The organism is Methanomassiliicoccales archaeon (assembly GCA_026394395.1).
Classification (GTDB): Archaea; Thermoplasmatota; Thermoplasmata; order Methanomassiliicoccales; family UBA472; genus UBA472.
On record JAPKYK010000001.1, the window covers coordinates 141,077 to 167,107 of the forward strand.

Genomic DNA, 26,031 nt, shown 5'->3' on the forward strand with positions numbered 1-26,031 from the left:
TAAACCATATAAAAGGGACCGGCCAAAGTGATACGATGACCAAACTTTTCGGAACCAATGGAGTGCGCGGGGTAGTCAATAAGGACATGAACGTCGAGCTGGCGCTGGAGGTCGGTCGGGCCATAGGCACATTCATGATGGGGAAGGTGGCCATCGCCACGGACTCCCGGACCTCCGCCGACATGCTGCGCCTGGCCGTATCCGCCGGGATGACCTCGGCGGGGACCAGCGTGGTGGACCTGGGCATGCTGCCGACGCCCGCCCTGCAGTATTACGTCAAGAACACTGGAGTAAAGGGAGGAGTGATGATCACCGCCTCCCACAACCCGCCGGAGTTCAACGGCATCAAGTGCATCGACCACGACGGCACGGAGATGCCGCGGAAGAAGGAGGAGGTCATCGAGCGCATCTTCACGGAAAAGAGCTTCTCCCTGCCAGAATGGAGGGCGGTAGGCACCGTCTCCCGCTTGGATGGGGTGGGGGCCTCCTACGCCAACGCCATAAGGCGCTCGGTGGACCGGGTGGCCATCGCCGATGCCAACCTCCACGTGGTATTGGACTGCGCCAACGGCGCCGGGACGGTCACCTCTCCTGGGCTGCTCGATGCCCTGGGCGTGAGGGCGGTGACGCTGAACGGGAACCCGCAGGGCACCTTCCCCGGTCATCCCAGCGAGCCGACCCCGGACAATCTCAAGGACCTTATCTCGGTGGTCAAAGCCACCGGCGCGGACCTGGGCATAGCCCACGATGGGGACGCCGACCGCACCATATTCGTGGACGACCAGGGCAACTACGTCTACGGGGACCAATCGCTGAGCGTTGTGGCCTCACACATGGTGCAGGAGAACGAAGGGGGCATCGTGGTAACTCCGGTGAGCACCTCCTCCTGCCTGGAAGAGGTCGTCAAAAAGCACAACGGCCAGGTCATCTACACCAAAGTGGGCGCACCGATAGTCGCCCGCAAGATGATGGAGGTCCAGGCCCTCTTCGGCGGGGAGGAGAACGGCGGGCTGATCTTCCCCGAGCACCAGTACTGCCGGGACGCGGCCATGGCCATGGCCAAGATGCTGGAGATAATCGCCAAGAAGGGGCCTCTCTCCGAACTGCTGAAAGAAGTGCCCCGTTACTGCCTGGACAAACGGAAGCTGGAGTGCCCGGAGGAAAAGAAGGAGTGGGCTCTGGAGCAGGTCGAAGTGTACTTCGCCGACCAGCGCACCGACCTCACCGACGGGATCAAGATCTATTTCGACGGTGGATGGAGCCTGGTCCGGCCATCCGGAACGGAGCCGATCTTCCGCATCTACTCCGAGGGAAAGGACGAGGGCACCGCAAAGAGGTGCGGTGACGAGTGCGAGGAAGTGCTGCGGGAACTGCTGGAAAAGTGATCACAGCAGTTGCTGCGCCAGGAATATGATCCCGAAGATGATGAAGACCAGGCCGCTTCCCTTCCGTATGTAGTCCTTGGGGACCTTCTCCCCGATGGCCTTGCCCACGGTCACCTCCAGGGCTGTAAGCCAGAAGAATGCCATCGCTGCGCCGATGAAGACCAACAGGGCTGCGCCAGATTCCGCGGAGAGAGTGATGACCGATAGCTGGGTCTTGTCCCCCAGCTCCATCAGGCCAATAAAGCCGAAGGCGGTCAAGAACCCGCCCCAGCGGCTCTTATCCTTGACCTCCGCCTCTTCCTCTTTCTCTGGAAGCAGCAGGGTGACCACTCCGAATAGAATGAAGATCACACCGGCGGCCAGACCGACAATCCAGGCTGGCACGAACTGGAATAGCACCTCCCCGATGAGCACGCCGACGGCCGTGACCAATGCCAGACCCAGGAAGGCCCCCAGGAACACGGTTCTCTTCGGATATTTCGAGGACAGGGTGATGGCCGCGATCATGGTCTTGTCTCCCAGCTCGGTGATGGAGATTAGTATGAAAGCCGATATGAGAGGGGTGAGGTCCAACTACTTTTCACCCCGACGGGTGTGCACGATGGCGACCACTTCCATAATGAGGCGGGCGGCCAGAGCGGCGGTGGCCCCTGGATCATGGAGTGGCAGCACCTCGGAGACGTCGAAACCGACCAGGCGATCGCCCACCATGTCGATGCAGCGTTTGACCTCGTAGCCCGTTAGGCCGAAAGGCTCGGGGCGCGAGGTCCCGGGGGCGAACCCCGGGTCTATCCCGTCCATGTCCAGGCTCAGCAGCACGTCCTCCCGACGCATCATGTTGAGGGCCTTCTTCCAGGAGTTGTCCAGGCCCATCTCCCTTATCTGGTAGGCGTCCACGTAATTGGGCATCTCCCCGGTCAGCTCCTCCTTGGAGATGGAACGCACGCCGAAGGGCAAAATGTTCTCGATGCCCACCACGTCCGCCACCTTCCTCATAGTGCAGGAGTGGTCGAACTTGCGGTCGCCGTTCGATTGGAAGTCCAGGTGAGCGTCGATGCTTATGACCCCGACCTCCTTGAAGGCCTTCACCAGCGGATAGGTGATGCTGCGCTCGCCGCCCATCAGGATAGGGAACTTGCCCGCGGTGATTACCTTCCCGGCCTCCTTCTCTACCGCCTTGAACATGTCCTCGCAGGAAGAGCCGCAGTCCAGATCACCTAGGTCGTGGACCTTAACCGTGGACAGGTCCAGCTTGTGCTCGAAGACATAGGGGTCCAACAATTTCGAGGCCTTGCGTATGGCCGCGGGCGCCTTCCGGGTGCCGGAACGGAAGCGGGTGGTGCCATCGTAAGGTACCCCCATGATGACGAACTCCGCCTCCTCAAAAGTGGAATTGGCCAGAGAGAACGAGTCGCTGCGGGCCATGGAGGTCTCTGGTCCCCGATCACACCTTGGTGATCTTGCGACGGTCCATGGCGATCATGTACATGATCTCCTCGCCGGCGTTGAGCTGTCCCTTGTATTCCTCTGGAATGGGCAGCTGGAAGGTCTCGTAGGTATCCAGGTCCATGAGCTGGACCTCGTCACCGGCGATGGAAAGGATCTGCGCCTTGCGCTTGTCGATCATGGGCACCTGGACCTTGTGCTTGACGGGGTGAACTATGTTGCGCTTCTTGTTGTCAAAGATGCCCACGGCATCGATGTTGGATTTGGCCTCCCCGTGCTTCCCGGGCTTGGAGGTGGTGATGTTGATGATCTTGCAGGGTTCGCCGTCGATCAGCATGTAACGGCCTTCCTTCAGCTCCCTGACTTCCTGTTGAGTCCACGACATAGATACCTCTAAAGGGAAATGAAGGTACGTTTATATATTTTGCTTATCTCCGACGGCCTTGGCCATAGCGTTGACCCTGACGCTGATTGTTGTACCTTCCTTGAGGGCGCGGCTGTCTTTGGGGCGGGTTGGGGTACTTCTCCTTGATCTCGGCAACCCGTCTCTCCATCTGCTCCTTCAGCTGGTCGGCTATGGGCTCGCCATGATAATAATCCACCTTGGCGGCGATGCTTATCTTGCCGCCCAGGCTGCGGGCCACCTTGCCCCTATGCCAGTAGGGCGACCGGTTGATCCATGGGTGCTGGAATATGACCCCGTGCTTGGGAGGGCTCTTGCCCGACCGCAGGTGCAGGAACAGGGCCTTCTCCGCCCCCAGCAGCTGCACGGTGCTGGACGGCAATTTAGCCAGGCGTTGCAGCCCCCCGGCCAGGGAAATTAGGCGAGCGGCCAGGTTGGGGTTGAGCAGCGAGGTCAGGTTGGGCGCCACCCGGTTCATCCCTTCCAGGATGTAGGCGTCCAGGGACTCCTTGCGCTTGTAAAGCTCGAACAGCGTCCCGCCCAGGCCCCGGATGACCTGCAGGTCTCTTTCCACCAGGTCCGTGCCCACCGATTCGAGGGAGACGCCCAGTTGCGCCATGATGGCCTCTCTCTCCCCGATCTCCGCCACCAGGCGAGCGTACTCTGCCTCCACCGCGTAGTCGCCCAGTTCCGGGAAGTACACCCCGTACCATTCGTGCAGACGTTCGCTCAGGAGGTTGATCTCATCGATGAGGTCGTCGGTGGCCCGAATGGCTTGGGCGATGGAGCGGTCCTCGCTCAAGGGCTCGCGCACCCTGATCTTGCCCAGCTCGACCATGACCTTCTGCATGAGCTCCGGGGTCAGCCCGTAGGTCTCCGGTCTGATGAAGGACGAATCGAATACCATGGGCTTTCCGAGGGGTTTCAGCCGCGAATCGGCCACCTTCATGCGCCTCACCGCCAGCTCCCTCTCCTCCGGGAGTATCTCCCCGCGCTGGACCGCTGCCAGCTTATGAGCCACCAGCTTAGGTTCCTTCTCGAACAGCTTGAACCGGCGAACCTCGGTGTCCTCGCACAGGAACACTCCGAACCATTTAGTTATCAGGATCATGTGATCAGTCCCTCAGGATACGTTCGATCTCCGCCTCTGGCAGCGCCTTCCCTTTTCCCAGCAGCAGCAAGCGATACTGCAGCTCGGCGTGAAACTCCAGGGTCTCCAGGCGGTGGTAGGCGTCCTTGAGGTCCTTGCCAACAGCTATCGCGCCGTGGTTCTGCAGCAGGAAGGCGTTGGCGCCTCCGACCACCGCTCTCAGCGCTTCGGCCAGGTCGTTCGACCCCGGGGTGGCGTACGGCACGGTCGGCACGCGCCTGCCCAGCACCATCAGTCCCTCGGGGGTCAATCCGGGGGTCAGCTCCACCCCGGCGCAGGCCAGGGCGGTGCAGAAACGGGGATGCACGTGCACCACACCGTTCACGTCCGCGCGTTCCCTGTACACCGTCAGATGGAAAGGGGTCTCCATCGATGGTCTTCCGCTCAGGGCTTTTCCGGTGGCTATGTCCACGTTGACCAGCTCGGTAGGGTCCAGCATCCCTTTGCAGGTCCCGGAGGGCGTGATGATCATGTTCCCCCCGACCCGAGCGCTGATGTTCCCCCCGGTCCCGAACGTCAGTCCCCTCTCGTACAGCAATCGTCCGTACCGCACAACGTCCATACCTGCCTGGTTCATAATTTGGCCCCCTTCAACTTCTTAGATATCTCGCCCGGGCTGAGCACGCCCGATTCGGTGATTATGCCCTTCAGGTACCGGCCAGGGGTCACATCGAACCCGGGGTTCAAGGCCTTGCAGCCCTGAGGGGCGATGCGCACCCCGTCGATCATCGTGACCTCCTCTTCTCCACGATATTCGATGGGTATGTCCTGGCCCCGGGCGATGGAGAGGTCGAAGGTCGAGAGAGGAGCGGCGGTGTAGAAAGGCACGCCCAGCTCCTTGGCCAGGACCGCCTTCTCGTACGTCCCTATCTTGTTGGCGAAATCGCCATTAGCGGCGATGCGGTCCGCCCCCACGATCACCAGGTCCACGCCCTCCCTTAGGAAATGGCCGGAGGCACTGTCCGGAATGATGGCGTGCGGTATGCCCTCGTTCAACAGTTCGAAGGCTGTCAGTTTCATGCCCTGCAGCCGGGGCCGGGTCTCGGAAACGTAGACGAAGATGTCCTTCCCCTTGCGCCAAGCCTCACGTATGGGCGCCAGGGCGGTGCCCCAGTCCACGGTGGCCAGGGCTCCGGCGTTGCAATGGGTCATGATGCGAGCCCCGTCCTTGATCAACGGCTCTCCGTGAACGCCGATCATCCGGCATCGTTCCACGATGTTATTGGCGTAATCCTCCGCCGCCCTGACCGGGTCAGCGCCAGATTCCAGACGGGCCAGCATGTGGTCCACGGCGAAGAACAGGTCGAAGGCCGTCGGCCTGGTGCTTTTCAGCTCCTTCGCCGCCGCCGGCAGGTCCTCATGGTTATTGGCGGCCAGAAGCATCCCGTACGCCGCGGACACACCGATAGCCGGGGCGCCCCGGACGGTCATATCGCGGATGGCCTCGGCCACTTGGTGATGGTCAGTGAGATCGACGACCGAGACTCGATGAGGTAGTATCCTTTGGTCGATCATACGGACCGTCCCGTTCTCGAACCAGACCGCCCGCGTGTCCTTGGCCTCGCCGTCAATGAGTATCCTCATCTGTCCTCATCCACTGGAGGGTGGCCAATCTAATTAAGTTATCTCGGACCCGATGTTTCGTAACTTTACGATACATTTAACTATGCATACCATTAATCTGTAGGCTGGGGATTCATCTGCAAGGAAAGACCTCAAATTTCGATGTCTATTCTACGACCACTGGTCTACGGCAGATATCGAACCCCGTGCGGCAAAAGATCTTGAGCGAGCTCCAACGCCGGGACCTGAGCCTGAGCGAGATCGCCGTCCTTACCGGCAAGGCCCAAAGCACCCTCTCGGTCCACCTGGACAAGATGGTCAAGGAAGGTTTGATCGGTTACCGGGACGATCCCCAAGACAACCGCCGGAAGATATTCTATGTCATTTCCAGGCTAGTTGGCTCGTCGGTTGTCCCCCGGGAGGAGCTGAAAAAGGCCGTATCCAACACCATCGGTCGCTCCATAGGCTCCACCAGTACTTTCCTCAAGGGAACCATACGTTCCATCGTCATCGGGATGGAGGCCATCGGGTTTAACATGGACCCCATCCTGAAAGACATCGGCCGACAGATAGGGGCCGAGGTCTCCACGCGCATGAAGTCCAATGACGTCGAAGGCCTGATACACGAGGTCAAGGATTTCTATGCGCTGCACGAGCTGGGGGACGTCGTGGTCTACTCCCTGCATCCGGTGACCCTGATAATCAAGGACGAGTACGACTGTTCTAAGGCTCCGGACGTCGGTAAGACGCTGTGCCTGCTCAACGAGGGCATACTAGAGTCCATCTTCGAGGAGAGGCTCCACATGCCCCTGCGCGTGGTGGAGAAGGACACGTTCGGAGCGGGCTTCAACATGTGCAAGTACGTCATCGAGCCTTCGTTGTAATGCAGGCGTCTCAATTTAGCGGTCTCTTCAGCGGACTCAGCGCCACGAAAAATGTATCTCGATCTGACGGTAAAAGTTACTAAATAGTCATAAGTATCATGACTCTCCGCTCCTATCTGGGATTAGGTTGTGAGACATTAGCCCTCTCTTGGCTCATTCCGCAGGAAAAGAAGTTTTTCGATATGCTGGTTGAGCAGAGCGCCAACGTCATGGAGGGCGTCAAGTACCTCAACTCAATAATGAGCAATTTCACCGATCTGGAGCAGAAGGCGCTCAACCTGAACAGGATGGAGAACAAGGGGGACAACATGGTCCATCATATACATGATGAATTGAACAAGACCTACATTACCCCCATCGACCGTGAGGACATCGTAGCGCTCACCTCATCCCTGGACGACATACTCGACTGCGTGGACGACGTGGCCGACAAAATCGTAATGTTCAAGATAAAAGAGCCCACTAGATCGATGGTCGAGCTGGTGCGCAATCTCACCATGGCCATGGAGGAGGTGGACACGGCCGTTCACACCCTCAAGGGCATGAAGGACCCCAAGAACACCAAGTCCTGCTGCGTCGAGATACACCGTCTCGAGCACGAGGGGGACACGTTATACAGGAAGGCCATCGCCGATCTGTTCGATACCGAAGAAGCCAAGGACATAATAAAGCTCAAGGAACTGTACACCAACATCGAGACCGCGGCGGACAGGTGCGAGGATGTTGCTGACGTTATAAACGGCATCCTTATCAAATACGCCTGACCCGGAGATGGACCATGGCCGTCGAGCAGTTCCTGTACCTGGGATCAACTGTCATCGCCATCGCCCTGTTGTTCGATTTTACCAATGGTTTCCATGATTCGGCCAACGCCATAGCCACGGTCGTCTCGACGAAGGTGCTGTCGCCTGGGAAGGCGGTGGCCATGGCGGCCATCTTAAACTTCCTCGCGGCCTTGGTCGGCATCGTAGGCAGCGTATCGGTCGCGGCGACCATGACCAAGATCCTGCATCTGGAGAATTTCGGCTATGCCCAGGCGCATACGGTGCTGATCGTCATGATGGCCGGTGTGCTGGCCGCCATCATATGGAACATCATCACCTGGCTTTTAGGATTGCCAACTTCCTCGTCCCATGCGCTGATAGGCGGGATCATAGGGGCGGGTATGGTATCCGCAGGGCTCGGCGCCGTACAGTGGCCGACCCTTTTACAAATAGTGATATTCATGATCGTGTCGCCGCTGATCGGGATGCTCTTCGGCTTCCTGTTGATGACGGGAATGCTATGGCTCGTGCGCAAGAGGACGCCACAAATTATCAACAACTATTTCAAAAGGTTACAGCTCCTCAGTGCGGCCCTTTTCAGCTTCAGCCACGGCCTCAATGATGCCCAGAAGACGATGGGGATCATCGCCACCACCCTCTGGTGCATGGGTTGGTACGGTGCGGCGGCCGACCCCAAACACCTTCAAATCGAGATCTTCGTCATAATAGGGGCTCATATAGCAATCGCGTTAGGCACATTGATGGGCGGCTGGCGAATAGTCAAGACCATGGGCAGTAAGATCACCCGTCTCGACCCCATCCACGGCTTCTGCGCGGAGACCGCAGGTGCGGGAGCCATCATCGGGACCTCGCTCATGGGCATTCCCATAAGCACGACACACGTGATCTCAACGTCCATAATCGGCGTCGGCGCGACCAGGCGGATAAGCGCAGTACGGTGGGGAGTTGCTAGGAGCATCGCTTGGGCGTGGCTCCTCACGATCCCATGCGCTGCGCTGGTCGGGGCCCTGATCTATTACGGAGCTGCAGCGTTCCTATGAACCATTTTTTCTATCCTGATTTTTCACGAGAGTACGAGGAATTCATCTCTCCAGGTGATCGTTGCCGATACGATGGATCCGCAGTCGAAGATTAAAGATCGAACGGACCATGACCGAGTCCCTCACAGCCATTCCCAGCGCCAAAAGCCGAGAAAGCCCTCCGGTATTAATATGTGTTTACTAAAATTAAATATTGTTAAGACCGATGCCGAAAAAATCTCATCGATTATGGGTCCGGCGCATAGGAAATATTCTGTCTGGCTCACCTTTCCACAGGTAAGATGGGGTTAGACGACGCATCGTAATCCTTCCTGTACCAATCGATAGAATATTAATAGGCGGACCAAGCAATTATCACTTAGGGGTAATTATGGCAAAAGTAGCAATAATTGTAAACAGCACGGAGCCGAGATGCGTTTACCCGCCTTTTCTTCTGGGGTCGAGCGCTCAGGCGATTGGAGACGAAGTAATATTGTTCTTCACACCGGGTGGATCCCTGATTCTGAAGACGGGCGAACTGGAGAAGCTGAAGGCCAAGGGACTTCCAGACATGGAGGACCTCGTCAAGAAGTTCCACATGTTGGGCGGGAAGGTCTACATCTGCGCACTAGCCTTGGAAGCCAAGGACATCAAGAAAGAGGAGCTCAGGAAAGATGTAATGATCATGGGAGCTACCGAATTCATGACCATGGCCAGTGGATGCACCGTCACTTTCTCGTTCTGATCGATCGGGGCGTACAAAATGGCAACGGTGTATCTTGATACGCTGGGCAAGAAATGCCCTCAGCCCATTCTGGAGGTGGCGGTCAGATCCAAGCAAATGAAACCCGGCGATGTGCTGGAGGTAATCTCGGATTGCGAATCCTTCCACGGGGACGTCGGGCCTTGGTGCAAGAAGACTGGCAGGACCTTACTGTTCGTAGGTGAAATGGGCGGAGGCAAGTGGAAAGCTCAGATCCAATTCTGAGCCCCAACCTTTTTTTATTTATCTAGCAAGGCAGCGACAATGAGTGATACATTCCAGCCACGTATAGTTGGGTTTCTATGCAATTGGTGCTCCTACGCCGGGGCCGACCTGGCCGGAGCGAACCGCCTTCTAGTGCCCTCCAGTATAACGCCCATAAGGGTGATGTGCTCCAGCCGCCTGGACCCCACCTTGGTCCTGAACGCCCTGCTCAGAGGGGCCGATGGAGTCCTCGTGGCCGGATGTCATCCAGGTGATTGCCATTACGGGGAAGGTAACTACTACGCCCGCCGCCGCCTGTTCTTGCTCAAGGAAGTGCTGGCCTCCCTGGGCCTGGAAGAGGACCGATTTAGGCTGGAATGGGTCTCGGCCTCGGAGGGGAAACGCTTCTCCGAGGTGGCCATCGACTTCGACCGACGTATCCGGGAGATAGGACCCAATCCCATACGCCAGACGGCATACACCTGAGGTGATGGTATGACCAAGCTCGACGTGCTCGTGATCGGCGCCGGTATCGGCGGTCTGCAGGCCAGCCAGCTTCTCAGCAAGGCCGGACACCAGGTGCATCTAGTGGAGAGGACGGCACACATCGGCGGGACGAGCGTCAAGTTCGAGAACGTCTTCCCTAACCTGGAATGTGCCACCTGCATGCTATCCCCCCTGGAGCAGGAACTGCTGCAGGACCCGAACGTGCACATTCTCACCTTGACCGAGGTGGCGGGCCTGGAGGGCGGTCCGGGCGATCTCACCGTTAAGCTACGTCAAAGAGCGAGGTACGTAAGCATGGACAACTGCATCGGCTGCGCAGCCTGCTTCGACGTCTGCCCAGTCTCCGCCAGCAACGAGTTCGAGGAAAGTCTGTCGCAGCGCAAGGCCATCTACCTCCCCTGTGCGGGGGCGTTACCGAACGTCCCGCGCATCGACCCGGAGGTCTGCCTGCGTTTCAAGGGGCAGGAGTGCTCGACATGCCAAGAAGCCTGCGCCTTCGAGGCCATAGAGTACGAGCAGAAGGATCAGGAAATAGAACTGAAGGTCGGGGCGGTCCTGGTGGCCGTGGGGTGCGGGACCATGGACCTCAAGAAGCTCCCCCAGTTCTCCTACGATTCCCTTCCAGAGGTCTTCAGCGCCCTGGAGTTCGAACGCCTCTACGCCTCCAATGGGCCCACCGCTGGACAGGTGCAGTTGCGCGACGGCCGCGTGCCATCCCGGATCGCGCTGGTCCATTGCGTGGGAAGGAAGGAAGAGATGATCTGTTCCGGCGTCTGCTGCCGCTACCTCCTGAAGTTCAGGCACTACCTAAGGGTCAAGCTACCGGACACCGAGGTGCTGGAGTTCCACAGCGACCTCTGCCTGCCCAACAAAGGCGACCAGCGGTTCATGGCGGAGATGGCCCCGGACGGCCAGGGCATGATAAGGGCCGAGGTGACCAGGGTCAAGGGTGCGGGCGGATCGCTCAAGGTTTTCCATCGTTCATCTGCTGGAGAAGGGTGCGAACAGGTGGACATGGTGGTGCTGGCGCCGGCGCTGGTCCCTCCGGAAGGCACAGAAGGGTTGAGCAAGGTACTGGGCCTGGAACTGGCCTCCGACGGTTTCCTGGCCGGGGACGGCGTCCTTTCCAGCCGTCCCGGGGTGTTCATCCTGGGGGGCGCCCGGGGACCCAAGGACATCCGGGAGACGGTGGCCGAGGCATTAGCCGCGGCCGGAGAGGCCATGCGCTGCGCTGAGCGGGAGGGACCAGAATGACCGCCAGGATAGGGGTGTACGTCTGCGAGTGCGGCAACAACATCTCCGACCAGGTAGACATGGTCAAGCTGCTCGAGCAGCTTTCCCTGCCCGGGGTGGTCAAGGTTTCCCAGCACCGCTTGATGTGTTCCAAGGAGGGGCAGGACTTCCTAGAGGAGGAGATCAGGAAGGAACGGTTGACCCATCTGGTAGTGGCCGCCTGTTCCCCCCACCAGCATCTGTCCACCTTCATGGAGGTGTGCGAGAGGGGCGGACTGAACCCTCACCTGATGCAGATGGCCAACATAAGGGAGCAGTGCGCCTGGATCACCCCGGACCGCGAAGAGGCCACGGAGAAGGCCGCACGCATGATCAAGGCGGCCATCAGAAGGGTGACCTGGCAATCCCCACTGTCCGAAAGAGAGGTGTCCACCAACCCGGACGTGCTCATAGTCGGGGCCGGGCGCAGCGGTATGACCGCCGCCCTAATGATAGCCTCCCCGGAACGTCAAGTGCACCTGGTGGAGAGGACGGTGACCTTGAACAAGACGGTCAGTTTGTTGGGGGCCGGCAGACCTTTGGCGGAGATGATGGCGGAAGATCCTCAGATAATCAAGCACTTGCAATCTGAACTGAAAGCCGTCCGCGGCTTCTTCGGCAATTTCGAAGTGGACCTAGTCCAGGGGAACGAGAGGACCGGATTGAAGGTCGGGGCCATCGTCCTATGCACTGGGTCCCGGACCATGACCAAGGAAGAGATGGGATATCCGGGCTCGGAGAATCCTCGGGCGATGACCCTTCCCGATGCTCCAAACGGTCTTGTTAGTCGGGTGCAGGCGCTCGGTCCGGGCTCGCCCAAGGTCGTGTTCGTCCATTGCGCTGGGCGGGAAAAGGTCGGTTATTGTTCCGGTAACTGTTGCCTGCGGTCGTTCCAGGCGATGCGCTCGCTGATGAAGGAAGTGCCCGATGTCCATATCATAGGCCTGTACCAGGACGTCTGCGTCCCGGGCCGGGAAGGCCAAAGATATTTCGAAGGGACCGTCAAGGACGGCGTCACCATGGCCTGGGGAAGACTGACCGGTCTGGAAGGCGAGGGCGGCGGATGCTTGCTGCGGTACGACTCAGGGAGCGGGGCCGAAGAAAGGATATCGGCCGACCTGGTGGTCCTGGTGCCAGCCACGGTGCCTGCCAGCGGTCATCGGGAGCTGGCCGAGATCACCGGGGTGACGATGGGCCCGGAGGGCTTCGTTTCCGAAGGGCACGAGAAACTGGAACCGGTCGCCACCTCCAGCAAGGGCATCTACATGGCCGGGAGCGCCTCCGGGCCGCGGGACGAACGGTCCACAGACGTGCTATCGTTGGCCGTTATCGCCCAGGTGAGAGCGGAGCTGGTCCCGGGAAAGACGCTGCATCTGGAACCCAAGACCTCTCAGGTGTGCGAGACCCTCTGCACAGGCTGCCGGAACTGCCTGTCGGTCTGCACGTACGGGGCCATCATCTACGACCCCGTCGCCCAGGTCTGTCGGGTCAACGAGGTCATATGTCGGGGCTGCGGTAACTGCATGGCCGCCTGCCCCTCCGGAGCCATATCCGTGAAGGGCGCAACCTACGATCAAATAGTCCAGGAGATAAGGGAGGCGGTCCGGTGAGTGGTCCAAGGAAGGGAGCGAGGCTGACGGGAAAAGGCCCCAACGTATTGCTACCGCACCTTGTGCGGTCCTTAGAGGAGAAGGGCTTCGATGCCGTGCTCATCCCCCTCTGCACTCCTGGCCAAGATTCGTTCGCCTATGTGCTGGTCAAGGACCCCGGCCTGTTGAGCATCGCCGATCCGGTCCCTCCGGTACAGACCACCACCGGCGGCAAGGCCCTTTCTAACCTTACCAAGCATGGCGGGGGGCGGCTCAGGATTGCTGCGGTCATGAGGCCCTGTGAGGCCAGGGGGACCGTCGAACTGGCCAAGCTGGGCCAGGTGGACCTGACGAATGTCACCATGATCACCCTGGACTGTCCAGGGACCATACCGCTTCAAACATACTTCCGCGGCGGGGAAAGACCGGTCCGCTCGGGATTCCTTTCGAACGGCATCAGACCCATCTGCCAAATGTGCGACCGCTCCTTCGCTCCGGTGGGGGACCTGCATCTGGGATGGTGCGTCGAGGACGAAGCCCCGGTCCTCATGTTCACCAGTCAAAAAGGGGAGCAGGCCCTAGAGGCCCTGAGGCTGACACCTGATGCTGATATCTCCAATTGGGCGGTCGCCTCGAAGGAACTGTCCGAGGCCAAGGGAAAGGAACGAGCCCGTGGCCTGGGCGAGATGACGCAGAGGACCGCTGGCCTGAACAACCTCATGGAGGTACTGGGGCCCTGCATCGACTGTCATAACTGCATGAGGGTCTGTCCGGTCTGCTATTGCCGCGTCTGCACCTTCGACCTGAAGAGACAAGGTCACACCCCGGAAGATGTACTGGAGCTGGTCAAGGTCCGCGGACGCCTCCGGTTGCCCTTGGACACGCTGATGTTCCACCTAGGAAGGATGAACCACATGAGCCTGAACTGCGTCTCCTGCGGCGCCTGCGAGGACGCCTGCCCCGCCGGCATCCCCATCGCCCAGATATTCGCCGCGGTGGCGGACCGGACCCAGAAAGCCTTCGGCTACCAGGCCGGGCTGGACCTGGGGCAAAGGCCGCCGCTCATAACCTTCCTGGAAGAGGAGCTGGAGGGTGACCATGTCCAAGGCCATTGATCTCGGGCCACGGCCGCAGGAAGGCCTCAGGGACGCTTTGGACCGTCTAATGGACGCCGGCGAGTTCGCCGGCGTAGTATCCCTCGGCTCCACCTCCGGAGGGGCGGTGGACTACCTGCTGGTGATGAAAGGCCAAAACATGTCAGACCTGCGTCCCCTGCATCCTGTGATCCCCAACCAGGTGGGGAGGCTGCTCCGGGAAATGACCCTAAGGGGGCCGCTCAAAGAAAGGCTGCTGGTGATCGCCCGGCCCTGCGAGCTGCGGGGGTTCGTGGAAATGGTCAAGAGGCAGCAGGGCGACCTAACCAACATGGTGTTCGTGAGCATGGTGTGCAGCGGGGCGTTCCCGTTGTCCATGTCCGTCTCCGGCAGTACCGAAAAACGTTCGGAGGAGTACTGGTCATCCCTGGGGAAGGGAGCGCTTCCGGACCTGCGTCCGGCCTGCCTTGTCTGCACCGAACTCGTGCCCTACACCGCCGATCTGGTCATGGCCCCGGTGGAAGAAGGGAGATGGTCCTTGGCGGCCTGGAGCGATGAAGGTTCCAAATTGATGGAGGCGGCGTTCCCCTCGGTCAAAGATGCGGAACTGGACAGAAAGACCTTAGAACGCATGGTCACGGAGCGGAAGGCCAACCGCCCGGAGGTCCTCGGAAAGGAGGCGGACGTGCATGGTCTCGCCGACCTGGTCAAGATATTCGGGCGCTGCATCGGCTGCCACGCCTGCAGCAAGGCCTGCCCCATATGCTATTGCACCCTGTGCACCTTCGAATCTGCCCGCATGGAGGAAAGGATGGAGCAGATAGAAGGGGAGCTGGACATCAAGGGAGGGGTCAGGGCCCCCACCGGCACGGTGCTGTTCCACATCGGGCGCATGGGGCACATGGCCGTATCATGCATAGCCTGCGGCAGCTGTCAGGACGTATGCCCTACGAACATCCCGGTGTCGTTGCTTTTCAAGAAGGTGGGGGAGGCTGTACAGGCCCGCTTTAATTACGTTCCGGGTCGTGATGTCAAGGAAAAGCAGCCGATCAACACTTTCCAGCCGATAGAGTTCAAGGAGATGGGCAAATGAGCGAAGATTACGACCCGAAGATTCTGGGATTCCTGTGCAACTGGTGCTCCTACGCCGGGGCGGACCTGGCGGGCGTATCGCGCATGCAAATGCCCACTAACTTCCGCATCATCCGCACCATGTGTTCCGCCCGCGTAGAGCCGCTGTTCCTTTTCAAGGCGCTGCTGGGCGGCATGGACGGAGTACTGGTGGCCGGCTGTCATCCCATGGACTGTCATTACCAGCGGGGTAACTATTTCACCAGAAGGCGACTGGTCATGGTACAGGCGATTCTGGATGAGCTGAACCTGGAGGTGGAAAGGGTGAGGTTGTCGTGGGTTTCGGCGGCGGAAGGCGGGAAGTACCAACAGGTCATCACCGAGTTCAACGAGAAGCTGAAGGAGATGGGCGAGAGCCCAGCCCGGCATGAAGTGTTCCTGTGAGATAAAAGGCGAGCCGGGTCCAGGACTGGTGAGCCGACCAGGCGCCAATAGCTATACATGCTCGGTTCTATACGAAAAGAACGAACTGATGACGGGACAGGAAGGTGCTTGTTAGAGAGAACGATATCGAAAAAGCACCTCTCGCTACGGCTTGCAACACTTTGATTATTTTTATCCTTTTAGATAATAAAACAATATTGGTAGAGGGCATGAGGGTAAGAACACGAGAACGGTTATTAATCTCAGAGGTGACAACATGGCAAAGATTGGTAAGAAGGCCGAGAAGGTCGCCAAAGACGCTGCCCCGAAGAATTAAGTACATTCCATCCGCTTTTTTTAGCGGGCGAAAATACTGAAAACCTCTTTTTCATTATTTCATTTCTATGATCTCGGCATGGGTCGATCGTGTGGAATGAAAATAACCTACCAGCATCCCGAAAGTAATTTTATGGGAATGAACGGGTTCATTCGGATGATAAGACTACATGACCGACAACTATGCTTGAAAAAACAGATAATGAAATATCGCTGTTTTTGCCTCAAAAAAATTATGGTAATTTGCCCAGGCGATCGACTGGCAAGTTATGATACTTTTTAATTATAAACAATCCATCGAACAACTATCCAGGGGAGCATAATGGCCCCGCTCTGAACGTATTTTCTTTTTCTTATTCTTAAAATATAGAATTACGACACCATCGAAAGAAAAATGCCAATGCTAATAACAGATAAATGATTTTCATTATCCAACTTCTGCAGAATCTTCTAATTGATTTTGCGGCATAGGATATGATATTTATGATTCCCAAAAGTATCGACAGATCTCCTGAGATTCCCTCAAAAACTCTACTTTTTTTTTACCTTCGTATGAATGAGAGGGAGCATAATAACGTCATCACGACATTCAAGGACCATCTCAGTAAGCTCGACCCTCACATGGATGGTATTCTTCTCAAATATCATAGCAAAACAATGATCAGGAGGAAACTAACCGATCTAATAAACACAAGGAGGAGCCATTTCAACGGTCTAGATTACAATGTTGACGACCTCGAAAGAGTAGTGGCTTTGAACTGTCTCAGCACCATGGAGAATTTTATTAGCGAAAGGAACGAGGTCGTTTCCAAATCAAGTGTTCTAAAAGGGCTGATGGCCGCATATAGTGGCAATCAGGATGAAGCGTACACTTACGCCTTCTATGTCGACCTGATCAACGTCATCAAAGGAGCGCAGGCCTTATCTGGCATATATGATGAGGAAGCACCAGCTCAAAATGGCATAAATGATGCCGAAACGACCCGAATGAGATCGGATCATCTTGACAAATTGGCGCTTCGTTGCCGAACGAGCATGGCAAAATATCCCAATGGATTGAACGAGTCGGTCATCGCGAACCGGCTTGACAATCGCAGGAGGATCTTAAGCGCCCTGGGCGGGGAGGAGGACCACTGGTGGGACTACAAGTGGCAACGGAAAAACACCATAAGGAATTCCGCCACACTCTCGAAGCTCATCGATCTGACCGAGGAGGAGTCAAACGCAATTGAACTGGCGGTTAAAAATCACATCCCCTTCGGGATCACACCTTATTACGTGTCATTGATGGACAAGGACACATTGCGAAGAAACGACCATGCGGTTAGAGCCCAGGTCATCCCTAAAGAGCATTATCTAAAACAGGTCCTTTCTTCGTTGACGACCAAAGACAAATCCGAACTCGATTTCATGAAAGAAGGAGTGACATCACCAGTGCCGCTGGTCACTCGAAGATATCCGATGATCGCTATCATGAAACCTTATAATTCCTGCGCCCAGATCTGCGTCTATTGTCAGCGCAATTGGGAGATAAGGGATATCGATATCGATCAGCCGACCATCGACGATCGTACCGTAGATAAGGCGATCGAATGGTTCTCCGAGCATCCAATGGTCAGTGAGGTGCTATTGACAGGGGGAGATCCAGTACTGTTAGAGGACAAAATACTATCCCTGCTCATTAAAAGGTTCTCAGAGATAGATCACATCACCAGAATAAGGATAGGCACACGAATCCCCGTCGTGCTACCGATGCGCTTTACAGAATCGTTACTTACCATATTGGAGGAAGCGCACAATCCGCCCAAACAGGAACTGTGCATAGTTACCCATGTTGAACATCCCTATGAGATAACCCCCGAGTTCGTCACCGCCATCCAATCGATAAGAAAACGAGGAATGTCGGTCTATAACCAGCAGGTCTTCACCTTTGAGAACAGTCGAAGGTTCGAGACAGCCGCGTTAAGGGAGCTGCTCAAACGGGCTGGGGTCGATCCCTATTATACATTTAACACCAAAGGCAAGGAGGAGACCCAGTGGTTTCGTGTTCCAATAGCCCGTTTATTACAGGAACGGAAAGAGGAGGCACGTCTGCTTCCAGGGCTAACGCGTACCGATGAGCCAGTGTTCAACATCCCTGCTCTCGGGAAGAACCATCTTCGTGCATGGCAACATCACGACATGATCATGATAACACCAGAGGGGGAACGGGTGTACGAGTTCCACCCCTGGGAAAAGAACATCGTCACGGCCCCCACCTATATTCACCGAGACGTACCGATTATGGACTATCTCGACCGCCTGCAGGGCATAGAGGAAGATCCCTCAGATTATTGGAGCATATGGTATTATTTCTGATTCTACTTTGCCGCCCAATCAGTTATCGAATTATCTAGCTGTGGTCAGTGAACCTTTCCTTTTAATCATATAAATTCATACTCTGATCGTGGTCGTTCTCGGCACCTCCTCTTTGTTCATCGTGGCTGGACTGGCGATAGTGATAGGTTTCGTTGCCAACTACCTTTTCCGTCGCTTCAAGGCGCCGGACGTGCTTATCATCATGCTCTTCGGATACCTGATTGGCCCCACGGCGTTTGGCTTAATCGAAGCGGACGTGACCGACCTGGTGGAGAGCTTGGTACCCTATGTGTCGGCGTTAGCGCTGGCGTTCATCATGTTCAACGGTGGTCTCGAGCTCGATTTGCATGAGGTCCGCCACTCAGCTCGCACTACTCTGCTCCTAGCGGCAGGTGGTTTCGGGATGGTCCTTATATCCATCTCGTTGATGCTCTACTTTCTTCTGGACATTCCTTTGCAGTACGCCATCTTGGGCGGGGTGGTGTTCTGTTCCACCTCCGCTCCCACGGTCATTCCTATGATCGTCAATATGGAATGCTCCCGTCGAATCAAGACGGTGCTCACTTTGGAATCGGCGATAACGGACACGTTAGTTGTAGGCATCGGGACTGCTTTGGTAGTGTACTTCAGTCAAGACAGCGCATCTCTTGCAGGCACTACTATCGGATTAATCAGCAGCCTTGCCGTCGCCTTCCTCGTCGGCTTGCTGGCCAGTCTGATTTGGGCTCGCCTCCTTCCTTTCCTGCAGGGCTTCAAGTACTATTACCTGCTCACTTTGGGTGTCCTGCTCCTTCTCTACGCACTATGCGAGATCATCACACCCTACGGTGGGGGAGTGATCGTAGTGTTGGTCTTCGGTTTAATGTTGAACAACGCGCACTATGTGCATGGCCTGCTACCACGCAGCCTCCGTCAACCTCTATTGAACAACGAGTTCAAGGTGATCAACGAGGAAGCGGCGTTCTTCATCAAGGTGTTCTTCTTTACTTTCTTGGGGTTGTACGTCTCCACCATCGACTTCCAGGTCACCTACCTGGTATTGGGATTGATGGTGTTCATCGCTTTACTATTGATTCGGGTGGCTATGACCAGGCTCGTCTCTAAGAACGCTAAGATGGATAATGCGGAGCGGACCATGCTTTATACGATGTTCCCCCGAGGGCTATGCACTGTGGTCACTGCTTTGCTGCCCTTGTCCTACGGCCTAGACATAGGGGAAGCCCAGCAGGCATTGATAGGTATCGTGTCGACGGTGGTGGTGCTGACCACACTCCTTGCCTCCTTCGGGGCGTACATGGCGGAGCGCAAGCTATGCCAAATGAAGAAAATAGAAGAAATGGAAGAGTTCTTAATACCGGAGTTTTAATGCAAGACAATTGATGCCAAGGCTTGAATTTCAGAGTAAGAATGAAATTAATTTAGATTCAACAATATAAATATAACGATTTCATATATTGATTGACCGCAAATACTTAGTCCACGCGACAGTTATAATCAATTATGTTGAATTCATGCATAGGTAGTTACTCCAGCTCACACCCGATTATCGTAAATGTAACATTGAATCTTGAAGAGGATGGGGATAATGAGTGAAAAAAATGACAGGGTCGTTGTTCGAGGATTGAAGGATATTGCTGCAGCTGAGACAAGAATAAGTTATGTCAATCCAATGGGCTCGCTGTATTACCTAGGATACAATATTGATGATCTCGTGGGAAAAGTCGTCTATGCGGAGATAGCCTATCTTCTAATTTATAAAAAGTTGCCCGATCAACGTGAATTGAACGAGTTCAACTCCAATCTGATTTCGGAGATGGAATTACCAGAGGAAACCATTCGAAGCATCAAATCCACTCCTAAGAATAGCCACCCCATGGATGTATTACGAACTGAAGTTTCCCGACTTGGAGAATATGATTCTGAAAGCAATGACCTATCAGAGAACGCGAACATCAGGAGAGCTACCAGGTTAATAGCCCAAGTGCCAACAATTGTGGCCGCCTTGCATAGAAGTCGCATTGGACAATCAATTCTGTCCCCGAGGAAGGATTATAGCTTCGCTAAGAACTTTCTCTATATGTTCAGAGGCTCTCCTCCAGACGATGACGAAACCGACGTCCTTCATCGGCTCATGATCCTCCATGCCGATCACGGGTTCAACGCCTCCACCTTTGCTGCCCGAGTTACAGCAAGCACGAATTCTGACATGTATTCTGCTGTCACCTCCGCAATCGGAACCCTGAGGGGTCCATTGCACGGAGGAGCCAGTGAGAAAGTAATGGAAATGCTCGATGACATAGGATTGGAAGAACACGTTGAAGAGTATATTCGTGGTTTATTTGACGATAATATAAAAATAATGGGTTTCGGCCACCGGGTATATAAAACAGAAGACCCGAGAACGAAGCATCTTCGGAGCATAGTTGAAAATCTGTGTCACCGCGAGAGAACTATGAGCTTGTACAACAAATGCATCAAGATCGAGGAAATTGTACACGATAGGAAGAGGATCTATCCAAACTTAGATTTCTACGCCGCAGTAGCTATGGATGCGTTGGGAGTCCCTAAAGAATTCTTTACGCCATTCTTCACTTCAAGCAGAATATCAGGGTGGGTCGCTCATGTAATAGAACAATACGAGGACGCGGTCCTCCTTCGTCCATCATCAAACTATATTGGAGATTTCGGAAAGACCTTTGTCCCGATGGAACAGCGATAATTTCGATGACACTCTTAATTTTGAAGCATGAATCGGTTCGAGAATCTGGATGCGCCGAAGTGGTCGACAATCTCGATAGGGTTGGTGTTTGGAAATGAAAAATGTAAAGGGTTGGCGTACTTCTCTACCATCAATCGAGGGTTTGTAGACGTCATCGTTGACATCTTTGACCCTTCATCTCTGGAACAATAGGGGTCTTTCCATATTTCTTTTGGAAGAAGTAGGTAAGCAAAGGTGGCGCCACCAGCGTCGTCGCTATTGCCATGAACACCACTATGGCATAGACCGATTGTTCCACTACCCCTTGATTTAGACCAATAGCAGCAACGATCATTGCCACTTCACCTCGAGGGAACATTCCCGATCCGACGATGGCCGCTGATTTCCCTCCCATTTTATATGCGCCGATACCACATCCGACGAATTTAGTGATGATAGCGATTATGGTCAAGATAATGGCAAGTGCTAGAATTCCTGAGAAATCATTCAAATGGACCTTTGTTCCAACATAGAGGAAGAAGAAGGGGACCAGGAACTCGTTGATGGCCTCGATCTTGTCCTGACAGAACCATTTGTCCTGGAACTCGGCGAAGACCATACCGGCCAGGAAAGCCCCGACGATGGCGGCAAGGCCGATGTAGATGGCGGCATAGGATATGCCCAGGCAGAGGATGATGGCCAAGGACAGAGCGCTAATTGATAATGTCCTACCCTCGGGGGTGATGGGAGGACAGATCTCCCCCTCTGACATCATCTTCCGATTGTTGTTTCGCACCTTACTGATGAGGCCACCGATGAACATGATGCCCAGGACGAACACGATTGCCTCCACAGCCACGATGCCCACGCTGACCAGGCCCTCGCCACTACCGCTGCTAATACCGACGACGAGAGAAAGTACGATCAGACCCATGACGTCGTCGATTACCGCTGCTCCGATGATTATCTTGGATTCCAAGGTATGGGTCAGGTTCATGTCCTTGATGACCCTGGCGGTGATGCCGACAGAAGTCGCCACCATAGCCGCACCAACGAACATGGCTTCGGTGTTGCTATAATTGTACGCCAGGAACAAGGCATAACCACCGAGGAAGGGAAGAATCACTCCCAACAAGGCTACAAGGAAAGCCGTCCTTCCAACGCGTCGAAGCTCACTGTATGGTGTTTCCAGACCTACGGCAAAGATGAGAAATATGACTCCGAGTTGAGATAAGATAAAGAACATATCTCCATTCATGCTGCCAGGATTGAGATTCAATCGGTCCATCAGGAGGGTGTTACCAATGATGATACCGCCAACAATCTCCCCGATTACCGCAGGAATCACGATACGATTCCTCATAGCGCGCGTAGCCCATTCGCAAAGGAGCCCGAGCACCTTCGCAACTACTATCAAAACGAATATGCTCAGCAGAATTTCACCAATCTGTTCCTCGCCAGCCATGACCCATTCCTAGACCCTAATAGAAATGTATTATAAATCTACAATAGGGGAAAAAATTAGGCAACTCGAACACCTTTCGATCTCAATAAGATTTAAGATCGACAAACCTACTTGATAGAAAGAAAAATGCCTAAATCTCTTAATCACTCTCGGAGAAAAATGACCTACTAATATCTCAGCCTCGACGACAAAAAGGAGTCCTTCAACGTGTTTGAAGAAGCGGCTGCCCAAAACATCCCCGAAAAGGGGCATTTATTGGGTTAGCCAGTAAGTTGAATGGGCCCATCCGGATTTGAACCGGAGACCTTCTCCGTTCCGCCCCCTTTTTAGGAGGGGTTGTCAGGGAGACGTCATAACCGCTAGACCATGAGCCCTTGGAATTGGCCGTAAGTTGTTCTAATGTATATGCCTTTCGCAGTCCACGATGCCATATTTCATAGTCTGGTACATCGCGTCCCCTCGCAAATTTTATTAGTAGCAGCATCTTGCATGCACTGAGCTAAATGACGGAAATCATCCTCTTTACCAAACCTGATTGCCAGAAATGTGAGTATGTCAAGACGCACCTACCGGAGGGTCTGAACATGCGCATGGTCAACACCACCGAGGCCGAGGGATTGGCCGAAGCGGCGTACTACGAACTGCTGAACCGCAACCTTCCCATCTTGGTGGTTGACGACGAGGTCTTCGAGGGGTCCATCGTCATTCTCAACAAGCTGAAGGAACTGGCCTAAGGCCACCGAGTCTAAGATGTACTGTCTAGGAATAGAGGGGACCGCCCACACCGTGGGCGTGGGAATCGTGGACCAGAAAGGTAATATCCTAGCCAACGAGCTGGAGATGTACCGACCGGCCGAGGGCGGCATCCATCCCCGGGAGGCGGCCAACCACCACGCGGAGCGCCTGGTCCCACTGGTCCGACAGGCCATGAAAAAATCAGGATTGAAGTTCAAGGACATCGGCCTGGTATGCTTCTCCAAAGGCCCCGGCCTGGGACCCTGCCTACGCACCGTGGCCACCGGCGCCCGGGCCTTGTCGCTCAGCCTCGGTGTCCCCATCGTCGGCGTCAACCACTGCATCTCCCACCTGGAGATAGGACGGATCAAGACGGAGGCTAAGGACCCGGTCCTGCTGTACGCCTCCGGCGGCAACACACAGGTCATCGCCTTCGCCAACGGCCGCTACCGCATCTTCGGCGAGACGCTGGACATCGGCATCGGGAACATGCTGGACAAGCTCGGGCGGGAGATAGGCCTCGGTTATTACGCCGGACCTAAGATAGAGAAGGCCGCCGCTCAGGGCAGCAAGCTCCTGGATCTACCGTATTCCGTCAAAGGCATGGACATGGCCTTCTCCGGGATATTGACGGCCGCAGTGGCCCACCGCAACAAGGGGGAGAGCGTGGAGGACATCTGCTACAGTGTGCAGGAGACCTGCTTCGCCATGCTCACCGAGGTGACGGAGCGGGCCATGGCCCACGTGGAGAAGGAAGAGGTGCTGCTAGGCGGCGGAGTGGTGCAGAACAAGCGCCTGCAGCGCATGGTGCAGGAGATGGCCGAGGCCCGCAACGCCCGCATGTACGTTCCCGACCGCACGCTATGCATGGACAACGGGGCCATGATCGCCTGGACCGGCCTGATAATGCACCAGGCGGGCGTGAAGCACGATCTGAAATCCACCATCGTCGACCAGCGGTTCCGCACCGACCAGGTCGAGGTCACTTGGCGCTAGCCCGGTTCATCTGCTTCGCCACGATGATGTCCAAGGCCTGAATGAAATCTATGTCCTTGCCCAGGGGGATGGTCGCCCCGCTGGCGATGTTGTGACCACCGCCCACGCCCCCCACGGACGCCGCGGCGTCCCGGAGGGCCACGGAAAGGTCCAGACCGTCCTTGTCCACCAGCTTCCTGGTGCCGCGGGAGGAGATCTTGAAATCCTTGTCCATGCGGGTCAGGCAGATGGTGGCCTTGTCCTGGTCCCCCACCCACTGCATGATGATGCCACAAAGCTCGCTGGAGACCTCCTTGTTCGACGATTCGAAGTACTGGATGGCGGTCTCCTTGGAAAGGCCGCGCTCCGCGGTGCGCCGTGCAGCGGACAAAAGCATGTCGTCATAATTGCGGACTAGGGACTCGGCCCTCTTGCGCGCCTCCTCCTCCCCCAGCAGCATGGCCAGTCCCAACGAGGTCTCGTCAACGCGGCCGCAGGCGTTCACCAGCCTGGTCAGCTGCCCTGCCCTGGAGTTGGCCTTGGGGAAGAAATAGTCCGAGGCCAGCTCGTCCTCCAAGCTGCCCTGGGAGCATCCCTGTTCCAGCAGCCTCAACGAGATGAGCGAGGAGAGCCTGCGCCTTCCCCCTTCGTCCAGACCGTCCCAGGTCGTCTCCGGCCGAACGTTCGCTTCCTGCAGCAGCTGGGCGATGCCCTGGGTATCGCCGCTCACCCCCCGAATGAAGGGGTGGGCCGAGCGCATCAATCCCTCGCCCACCGGTCCAGGGAGGAGTAGCGAGCCCTTCCGTTCTTGTACCAGCTCCTTTTTGGCCCCCTCGGTGAAGAGGTGGGCGTTCACACCCATGAGCCCGGACAGGTGCTGCCGGTCACCGACCATTCCGGCGAAGGCCAGCGGCAGCAGGTCCCAGTTCTTTTCATCCACCGTTACCGCCAGCAGCATCGACAGGGTGCTGGCGCAGGCGTACCTGGCCCCGTCCACCTTGAAGACCGAGGGGTTGAGGTGGAACAGCTTCTCGGAATCCCGTTCGGGGCGATGATGGTCCAGGACGATCACCTTGGTCCCCAGCGATTCGAGAAGGCCGAGGTTCGCGGACCCCATGTCGGAGACTATCAGCAGGTCCACCCCGGCGGAAGCCCCCGCCTTGATGGCCTCCTGGTCGAAGCTCTTGAGCATGGTGGTCTGAGCGCCCTTGCCCTGCCGGAGCATCATGGCCGTCAGGACGCTAGCGGCGGATATGCCGTCCGCATCGTTGTGGGAAAAGATACGGGCCTCGGTGCAGGACCGCACCGCGGCTGCCGCTTTGCAAAAGCGAGTTAAGAGGTTTTCTGGCAACTGGACGTTCACGTCCATATTACCCTCACTCGATGAGCAGCTCAGCGTTCTTCAGGGAGTAGTTCCAGTCGCTGGGCAAGATGTCCAGGCGCTTGTAGTACTTCACCAGGCGCCTGATCTTGGACTCTATCAGCTGCAGGCCCCGGCGGTTGGAATGATCGCCGCGGTTCCCGTTCTGAACGTGCAGGTTGAGGTTGATGGCCTTCCTCATCAATGCCGTCAGGTCCTCCGGCAGCTTGGGGGACAGATCGTTCTCGTTCAGGATCTCCAACACGGTCTTGTCAGTGGAAAGCCTGACGCTGGGTACGGCGTGCTGGTCCCTAAGAACCAAGCCGATCTTGGAGCTGGTCATGCCCTCCTTTCCCAGTTTGACCACCATTTCCACTACTTCATCCTTCGACAGGGGAACCCACTCCGGGTTCTCGGTCAGCAGAGGCCTCCTGGAACGGGAGGACCCCCTTCTCCTGGCGTGCATTCTTGCCATATGAACATCATCCTTTTGATCGTGCTAACAGGTTTAACTTCGTTGGTGGCGGCGAAGCGACCGTCTATTTC

Annotated in this window: 26 protein-coding genes and 1 tRNA gene; 17 read left to right on the top strand and 10 right to left on the bottom strand. The window is 56.2% G+C overall.

The features are described 5' to 3' along the window. The first annotated feature begins 35 nt into the window (after positions 1–35). Positions 36–1,385 (top strand): phosphoglucosamine mutase, encoded by a 1,350-nt coding sequence (gene glmM / locus NT131_00720; protein MCX6650172.1) that lies wholly within the window; start codon positions 36–38, stop codon positions 1,383–1,385. Here the strand turns inward: glmM and NT131_00725 are convergent, their stop codons facing one another. The 6 genes from NT131_00725 to mtnA are packed head-to-tail and all read right to left on the bottom strand — an operon-like array spanning position 1,386 to position 5,968. Continuing rightward, complete coding sequence (locus tag NT131_00725) at positions 1,386–1,958, bottom strand: TMEM165/GDT1 family protein (GenBank protein MCX6650173.1); 573 nt, start codon at positions 1,956–1,958, stop codon at positions 1,386–1,388. After that, positions 1,959–2,810: an agmatinase gene (gene speB, locus NT131_00730; GenBank protein MCX6650174.1), complete on the bottom strand. Its 852-nt coding sequence runs from the start codon at positions 2,808–2,810 to the stop codon at positions 1,959–1,961. A 19-nt stretch (positions 2,811–2,829) separates the two neighbouring features. Beyond that, positions 2,830–3,216, bottom strand: coding sequence for a translation initiation factor IF-5A (locus tag NT131_00735; protein ID MCX6650175.1), 387 nt, complete (start codon positions 3,214–3,216; stop codon positions 2,830–2,832). 43 nt (positions 3,217–3,259) lie between these two features. Continuing rightward, a complete protein-coding gene (locus NT131_00740) occupies positions 3,260–4,345 on the bottom strand; it encodes a ribosomal biogenesis protein (GenBank protein ID MCX6650176.1) in 1,086 nt (361 codons plus the stop codon). 4 nt (positions 4,346–4,349) lie between these two features. Continuing rightward, positions 4,350–4,961, bottom strand: a complete 612-nt coding sequence (locus tag NT131_00745; GenBank protein ID MCX6650177.1) for a class II aldolase/adducin family protein — start codon at positions 4,959–4,961, stop codon at positions 4,350–4,352. Further along, positions 4,958–5,968 carry an S-methyl-5-thioribose-1-phosphate isomerase gene (gene mtnA / locus NT131_00750; GenBank protein MCX6650178.1) on the bottom strand — a complete coding sequence of 337 codons (1,011 nt, stop codon included), beginning with the start codon at positions 5,966–5,968 and terminating at the stop codon, positions 4,958–4,960. The genes NT131_00745 and mtnA overlap by 4 nt, the downstream gene beginning before the upstream one ends. A 185-nt stretch (positions 5,969–6,153) precedes the next feature. Here mtnA and NT131_00755 point away from each other — a divergent pair, with 185 nt between their 5' ends. The 14 genes from NT131_00755 to NT131_00820 all read left to right on the top strand — a co-directional run bounded on the left by NT131_00755 (position 6,154) and on the right by NT131_00820 (position 20,971). Further along, positions 6,154–6,831 carry an ArsR family transcriptional regulator gene (locus NT131_00755; protein MCX6650179.1) on the top strand — a complete coding sequence of 226 codons (678 nt, stop codon included), beginning with the start codon at positions 6,154–6,156 and terminating at the stop codon, positions 6,829–6,831. Between the two features lie 98 nt (positions 6,832–6,929). Further along, the gene (locus NT131_00760; protein ID MCX6650180.1) at positions 6,930–7,595 is read left to right on the top strand and encodes a DUF47 family protein; all 666 of its coding nucleotides are present in this window, start codon (positions 6,930–6,932) and stop codon (positions 7,593–7,595) included. Between the two features lie 14 nt (positions 7,596–7,609). Further along, complete coding sequence (locus NT131_00765) at positions 7,610–8,656, top strand: inorganic phosphate transporter (GenBank protein ID MCX6650181.1); 1,047 nt, start codon at positions 7,610–7,612, stop codon at positions 8,654–8,656. 370 nt (positions 8,657–9,026) lie between these two features. Next, a complete protein-coding gene (locus NT131_00770; protein MCX6650182.1) occupies positions 9,027–9,380 on the top strand; it encodes a DsrE/DsrF/DrsH-like family protein in 354 nt (117 codons plus the stop codon). Positions 9,381–9,398: 18 nt separating this feature from the next. Then, on the top strand, positions 9,399–9,623 hold the full coding sequence (locus NT131_00775; GenBank protein MCX6650183.1) for a sulfurtransferase TusA family protein: 225 nt from the start codon (positions 9,399–9,401) through the stop codon (positions 9,621–9,623). A gap of 39 nt (positions 9,624–9,662) precedes the next feature. After that, the gene (locus NT131_00780) at positions 9,663–10,088 is read left to right on the top strand and encodes a hydrogenase iron-sulfur subunit (GenBank protein ID MCX6650184.1); all 426 of its coding nucleotides are present in this window, start codon (positions 9,663–9,665) and stop codon (positions 10,086–10,088) included. 9 nt (positions 10,089–10,097) lie between these two features. After that, positions 10,098–11,363, top strand: coding sequence for an FAD-dependent oxidoreductase (locus NT131_00785; protein ID MCX6650185.1), 1,266 nt, complete (start codon positions 10,098–10,100; stop codon positions 11,361–11,363). Next, entirely contained in the window at positions 11,360–12,991 is a 1,632-nt protein-coding gene (locus NT131_00790) for an FAD-dependent oxidoreductase (protein MCX6650186.1), read from the top strand. Before NT131_00785 ends, NT131_00790 begins: the two co-directional genes overlap by 4 nt. Beyond that, the gene (locus NT131_00795; protein MCX6650187.1) at positions 12,988–14,085 is read left to right on the top strand and encodes a (Fe-S)-binding protein; all 1,098 of its coding nucleotides are present in this window, start codon (positions 12,988–12,990) and stop codon (positions 14,083–14,085) included. Before NT131_00790 ends, NT131_00795 begins: the two co-directional genes overlap by 4 nt. After that, positions 14,069–15,157, top strand: a complete 1,089-nt coding sequence (locus NT131_00800; protein MCX6650188.1) for a 4Fe-4S dicluster domain-containing protein — start codon at positions 14,069–14,071, stop codon at positions 15,155–15,157. The genes NT131_00795 and NT131_00800 overlap by 17 nt, the downstream gene beginning before the upstream one ends. After that, complete coding sequence (locus NT131_00805) at positions 15,154–15,579, top strand: hydrogenase iron-sulfur subunit (GenBank protein MCX6650189.1); 426 nt, start codon at positions 15,154–15,156, stop codon at positions 15,577–15,579. Before NT131_00800 ends, NT131_00805 begins: the two co-directional genes overlap by 4 nt. Before the next feature lie 867 nt (positions 15,580–16,446). Further along, positions 16,447–18,252, top strand: a complete 1,806-nt coding sequence (locus tag NT131_00810) for a KamA family radical SAM protein (GenBank protein MCX6650190.1) — start codon at positions 16,447–16,449, stop codon at positions 18,250–18,252. Between the two features lie 88 nt (positions 18,253–18,340). Then, positions 18,341–19,618: a cation:proton antiporter gene (locus tag NT131_00815; GenBank protein MCX6650191.1), complete on the top strand. Its 1,278-nt coding sequence runs from the start codon at positions 18,341–18,343 to the stop codon at positions 19,616–19,618. Between the two features lie 210 nt (positions 19,619–19,828). Then, positions 19,829–20,971 (top strand): citrate (Si)-synthase, encoded by a 1,143-nt coding sequence (locus tag NT131_00820; GenBank protein ID MCX6650192.1) that lies wholly within the window; start codon positions 19,829–19,831, stop codon positions 20,969–20,971. A 151-nt stretch (positions 20,972–21,122) separates the two neighbouring features. Here NT131_00820 and NT131_00825 read toward each other — a convergent pair whose 3' ends face one another. Beyond that, the gene (locus NT131_00825) at positions 21,123–22,415 is read right to left on the bottom strand and encodes a cation:proton antiporter (protein ID MCX6650193.1); all 1,293 of its coding nucleotides are present in this window, start codon (positions 22,413–22,415) and stop codon (positions 21,123–21,125) included. 277 nt (positions 22,416–22,692) lie between these two features. Beyond that, positions 22,693–22,789: transfer RNA gene (locus NT131_00830), tRNA-Val, on the bottom strand. Positions 22,790–22,918: 129 nt separating this feature from the next. Between NT131_00830 and NT131_00835 the strand changes: the two genes are divergently transcribed. Continuing rightward, the gene (locus NT131_00835; protein ID MCX6650194.1) at positions 22,919–23,149 is read left to right on the top strand and encodes a hypothetical protein; all 231 of its coding nucleotides are present in this window, start codon (positions 22,919–22,921) and stop codon (positions 23,147–23,149) included. A 16-nt stretch (positions 23,150–23,165) separates the two neighbouring features. Next, positions 23,166–24,146, top strand: a complete 981-nt coding sequence (locus NT131_00840) for a bifunctional N(6)-L-threonylcarbamoyladenine synthase/serine/threonine protein kinase (GenBank protein ID MCX6650195.1) — start codon at positions 23,166–23,168, stop codon at positions 24,144–24,146. On the opposite strand, the gene NT131_00845 is transcribed toward NT131_00840, so the two are convergent. Both NT131_00845 and NT131_00850 read right to left on the bottom strand, forming a co-directional pair. Then, on the bottom strand, positions 24,133–25,494 hold the full coding sequence (locus tag NT131_00845; GenBank protein MCX6650196.1) for a DHH family phosphoesterase: 1,362 nt from the start codon (positions 25,492–25,494) through the stop codon (positions 24,133–24,135). The genes NT131_00840 and NT131_00845 overlap by 14 nt on opposite strands. A gap of 7 nt (positions 25,495–25,501) precedes the next feature. Beyond that, positions 25,502–25,960: a 30S ribosomal protein S15 gene (locus NT131_00850; protein ID MCX6650197.1), complete on the bottom strand. Its 459-nt coding sequence runs from the start codon at positions 25,958–25,960 to the stop codon at positions 25,502–25,504. Positions 25,961–26,031: the final 71 nt, after the last annotated feature.

Coding starts and splice junctions, on each gene's coding strand:
- glmM (MCX6650172.1), top strand. CDS start 36: ATGACCAAACTTTTCGGAACCAATGGAGTGCGCGGGGTAGTCAATAAG.
- speB (MCX6650174.1), bottom strand. CDS start 2,810: ATGGCCCGCAGCGACTCGTTCTCTCTGGCCAATTCCACTTTTGAGGAG.
- NT131_00735 (MCX6650175.1), bottom strand. CDS start 3,216: ATGTCGTGGACTCAACAGGAAGTCAGGGAGCTGAAGGAAGGCCGTTAC.
- NT131_00740 (MCX6650176.1), bottom strand. CDS start 4,345: ATGATCCTGATAACTAAATGGTTCGGAGTGTTCCTGTGCGAGGACACC.
- NT131_00745 (MCX6650177.1), bottom strand. CDS start 4,961: ATGAACCAGGCAGGTATGGACGTTGTGCGGTACGGACGATTGCTGTAC.
- mtnA (MCX6650178.1), bottom strand. CDS start 5,968: ATGAGGATACTCATTGACGGCGAGGCCAAGGACACGCGGGCGGTCTGG.
- NT131_00760 (MCX6650180.1), top strand. CDS start 6,930: ATGACTCTCCGCTCCTATCTGGGATTAGGTTGTGAGACATTAGCCCTC.
- NT131_00765 (MCX6650181.1), top strand. CDS start 7,610: ATGGCCGTCGAGCAGTTCCTGTACCTGGGATCAACTGTCATCGCCATC.
- NT131_00770 (MCX6650182.1), top strand. CDS start 9,027: ATGGCAAAAGTAGCAATAATTGTAAACAGCACGGAGCCGAGATGCGTT.
- NT131_00775 (MCX6650183.1), top strand. CDS start 9,399: ATGGCAACGGTGTATCTTGATACGCTGGGCAAGAAATGCCCTCAGCCC.
- NT131_00780 (MCX6650184.1), top strand. CDS start 9,663: ATGAGTGATACATTCCAGCCACGTATAGTTGGGTTTCTATGCAATTGG.
- NT131_00785 (MCX6650185.1), top strand. CDS start 10,098: ATGACCAAGCTCGACGTGCTCGTGATCGGCGCCGGTATCGGCGGTCTG.
- NT131_00790 (MCX6650186.1), top strand. CDS start 11,360: ATGACCGCCAGGATAGGGGTGTACGTCTGCGAGTGCGGCAACAACATC.
- NT131_00800 (MCX6650188.1), top strand. CDS start 14,069: ATGTCCAAGGCCATTGATCTCGGGCCACGGCCGCAGGAAGGCCTCAGG.
- NT131_00805 (MCX6650189.1), top strand. CDS start 15,154: ATGAGCGAAGATTACGACCCGAAGATTCTGGGATTCCTGTGCAACTGG.
- NT131_00810 (MCX6650190.1), top strand. CDS start 16,447: ATGAATGAGAGGGAGCATAATAACGTCATCACGACATTCAAGGACCAT.
- NT131_00820 (MCX6650192.1), top strand. CDS start 19,829: ATGGGGATAATGAGTGAAAAAAATGACAGGGTCGTTGTTCGAGGATTG.
- NT131_00825 (MCX6650193.1), bottom strand. CDS start 22,415: ATGGCTGGCGAGGAACAGATTGGTGAAATTCTGCTGAGCATATTCGTT.
- NT131_00835 (MCX6650194.1), top strand. CDS start 22,919: ATGACGGAAATCATCCTCTTTACCAAACCTGATTGCCAGAAATGTGAG.
- NT131_00840 (MCX6650195.1), top strand. CDS start 23,166: ATGTACTGTCTAGGAATAGAGGGGACCGCCCACACCGTGGGCGTGGGA.
- NT131_00845 (MCX6650196.1), bottom strand. CDS start 25,494: ATGGACGTGAACGTCCAGTTGCCAGAAAACCTCTTAACTCGCTTTTGC.
- NT131_00850 (MCX6650197.1), bottom strand. CDS start 25,960: ATGGCAAGAATGCACGCCAGGAGAAGGGGGTCCTCCCGTTCCAGGAGG.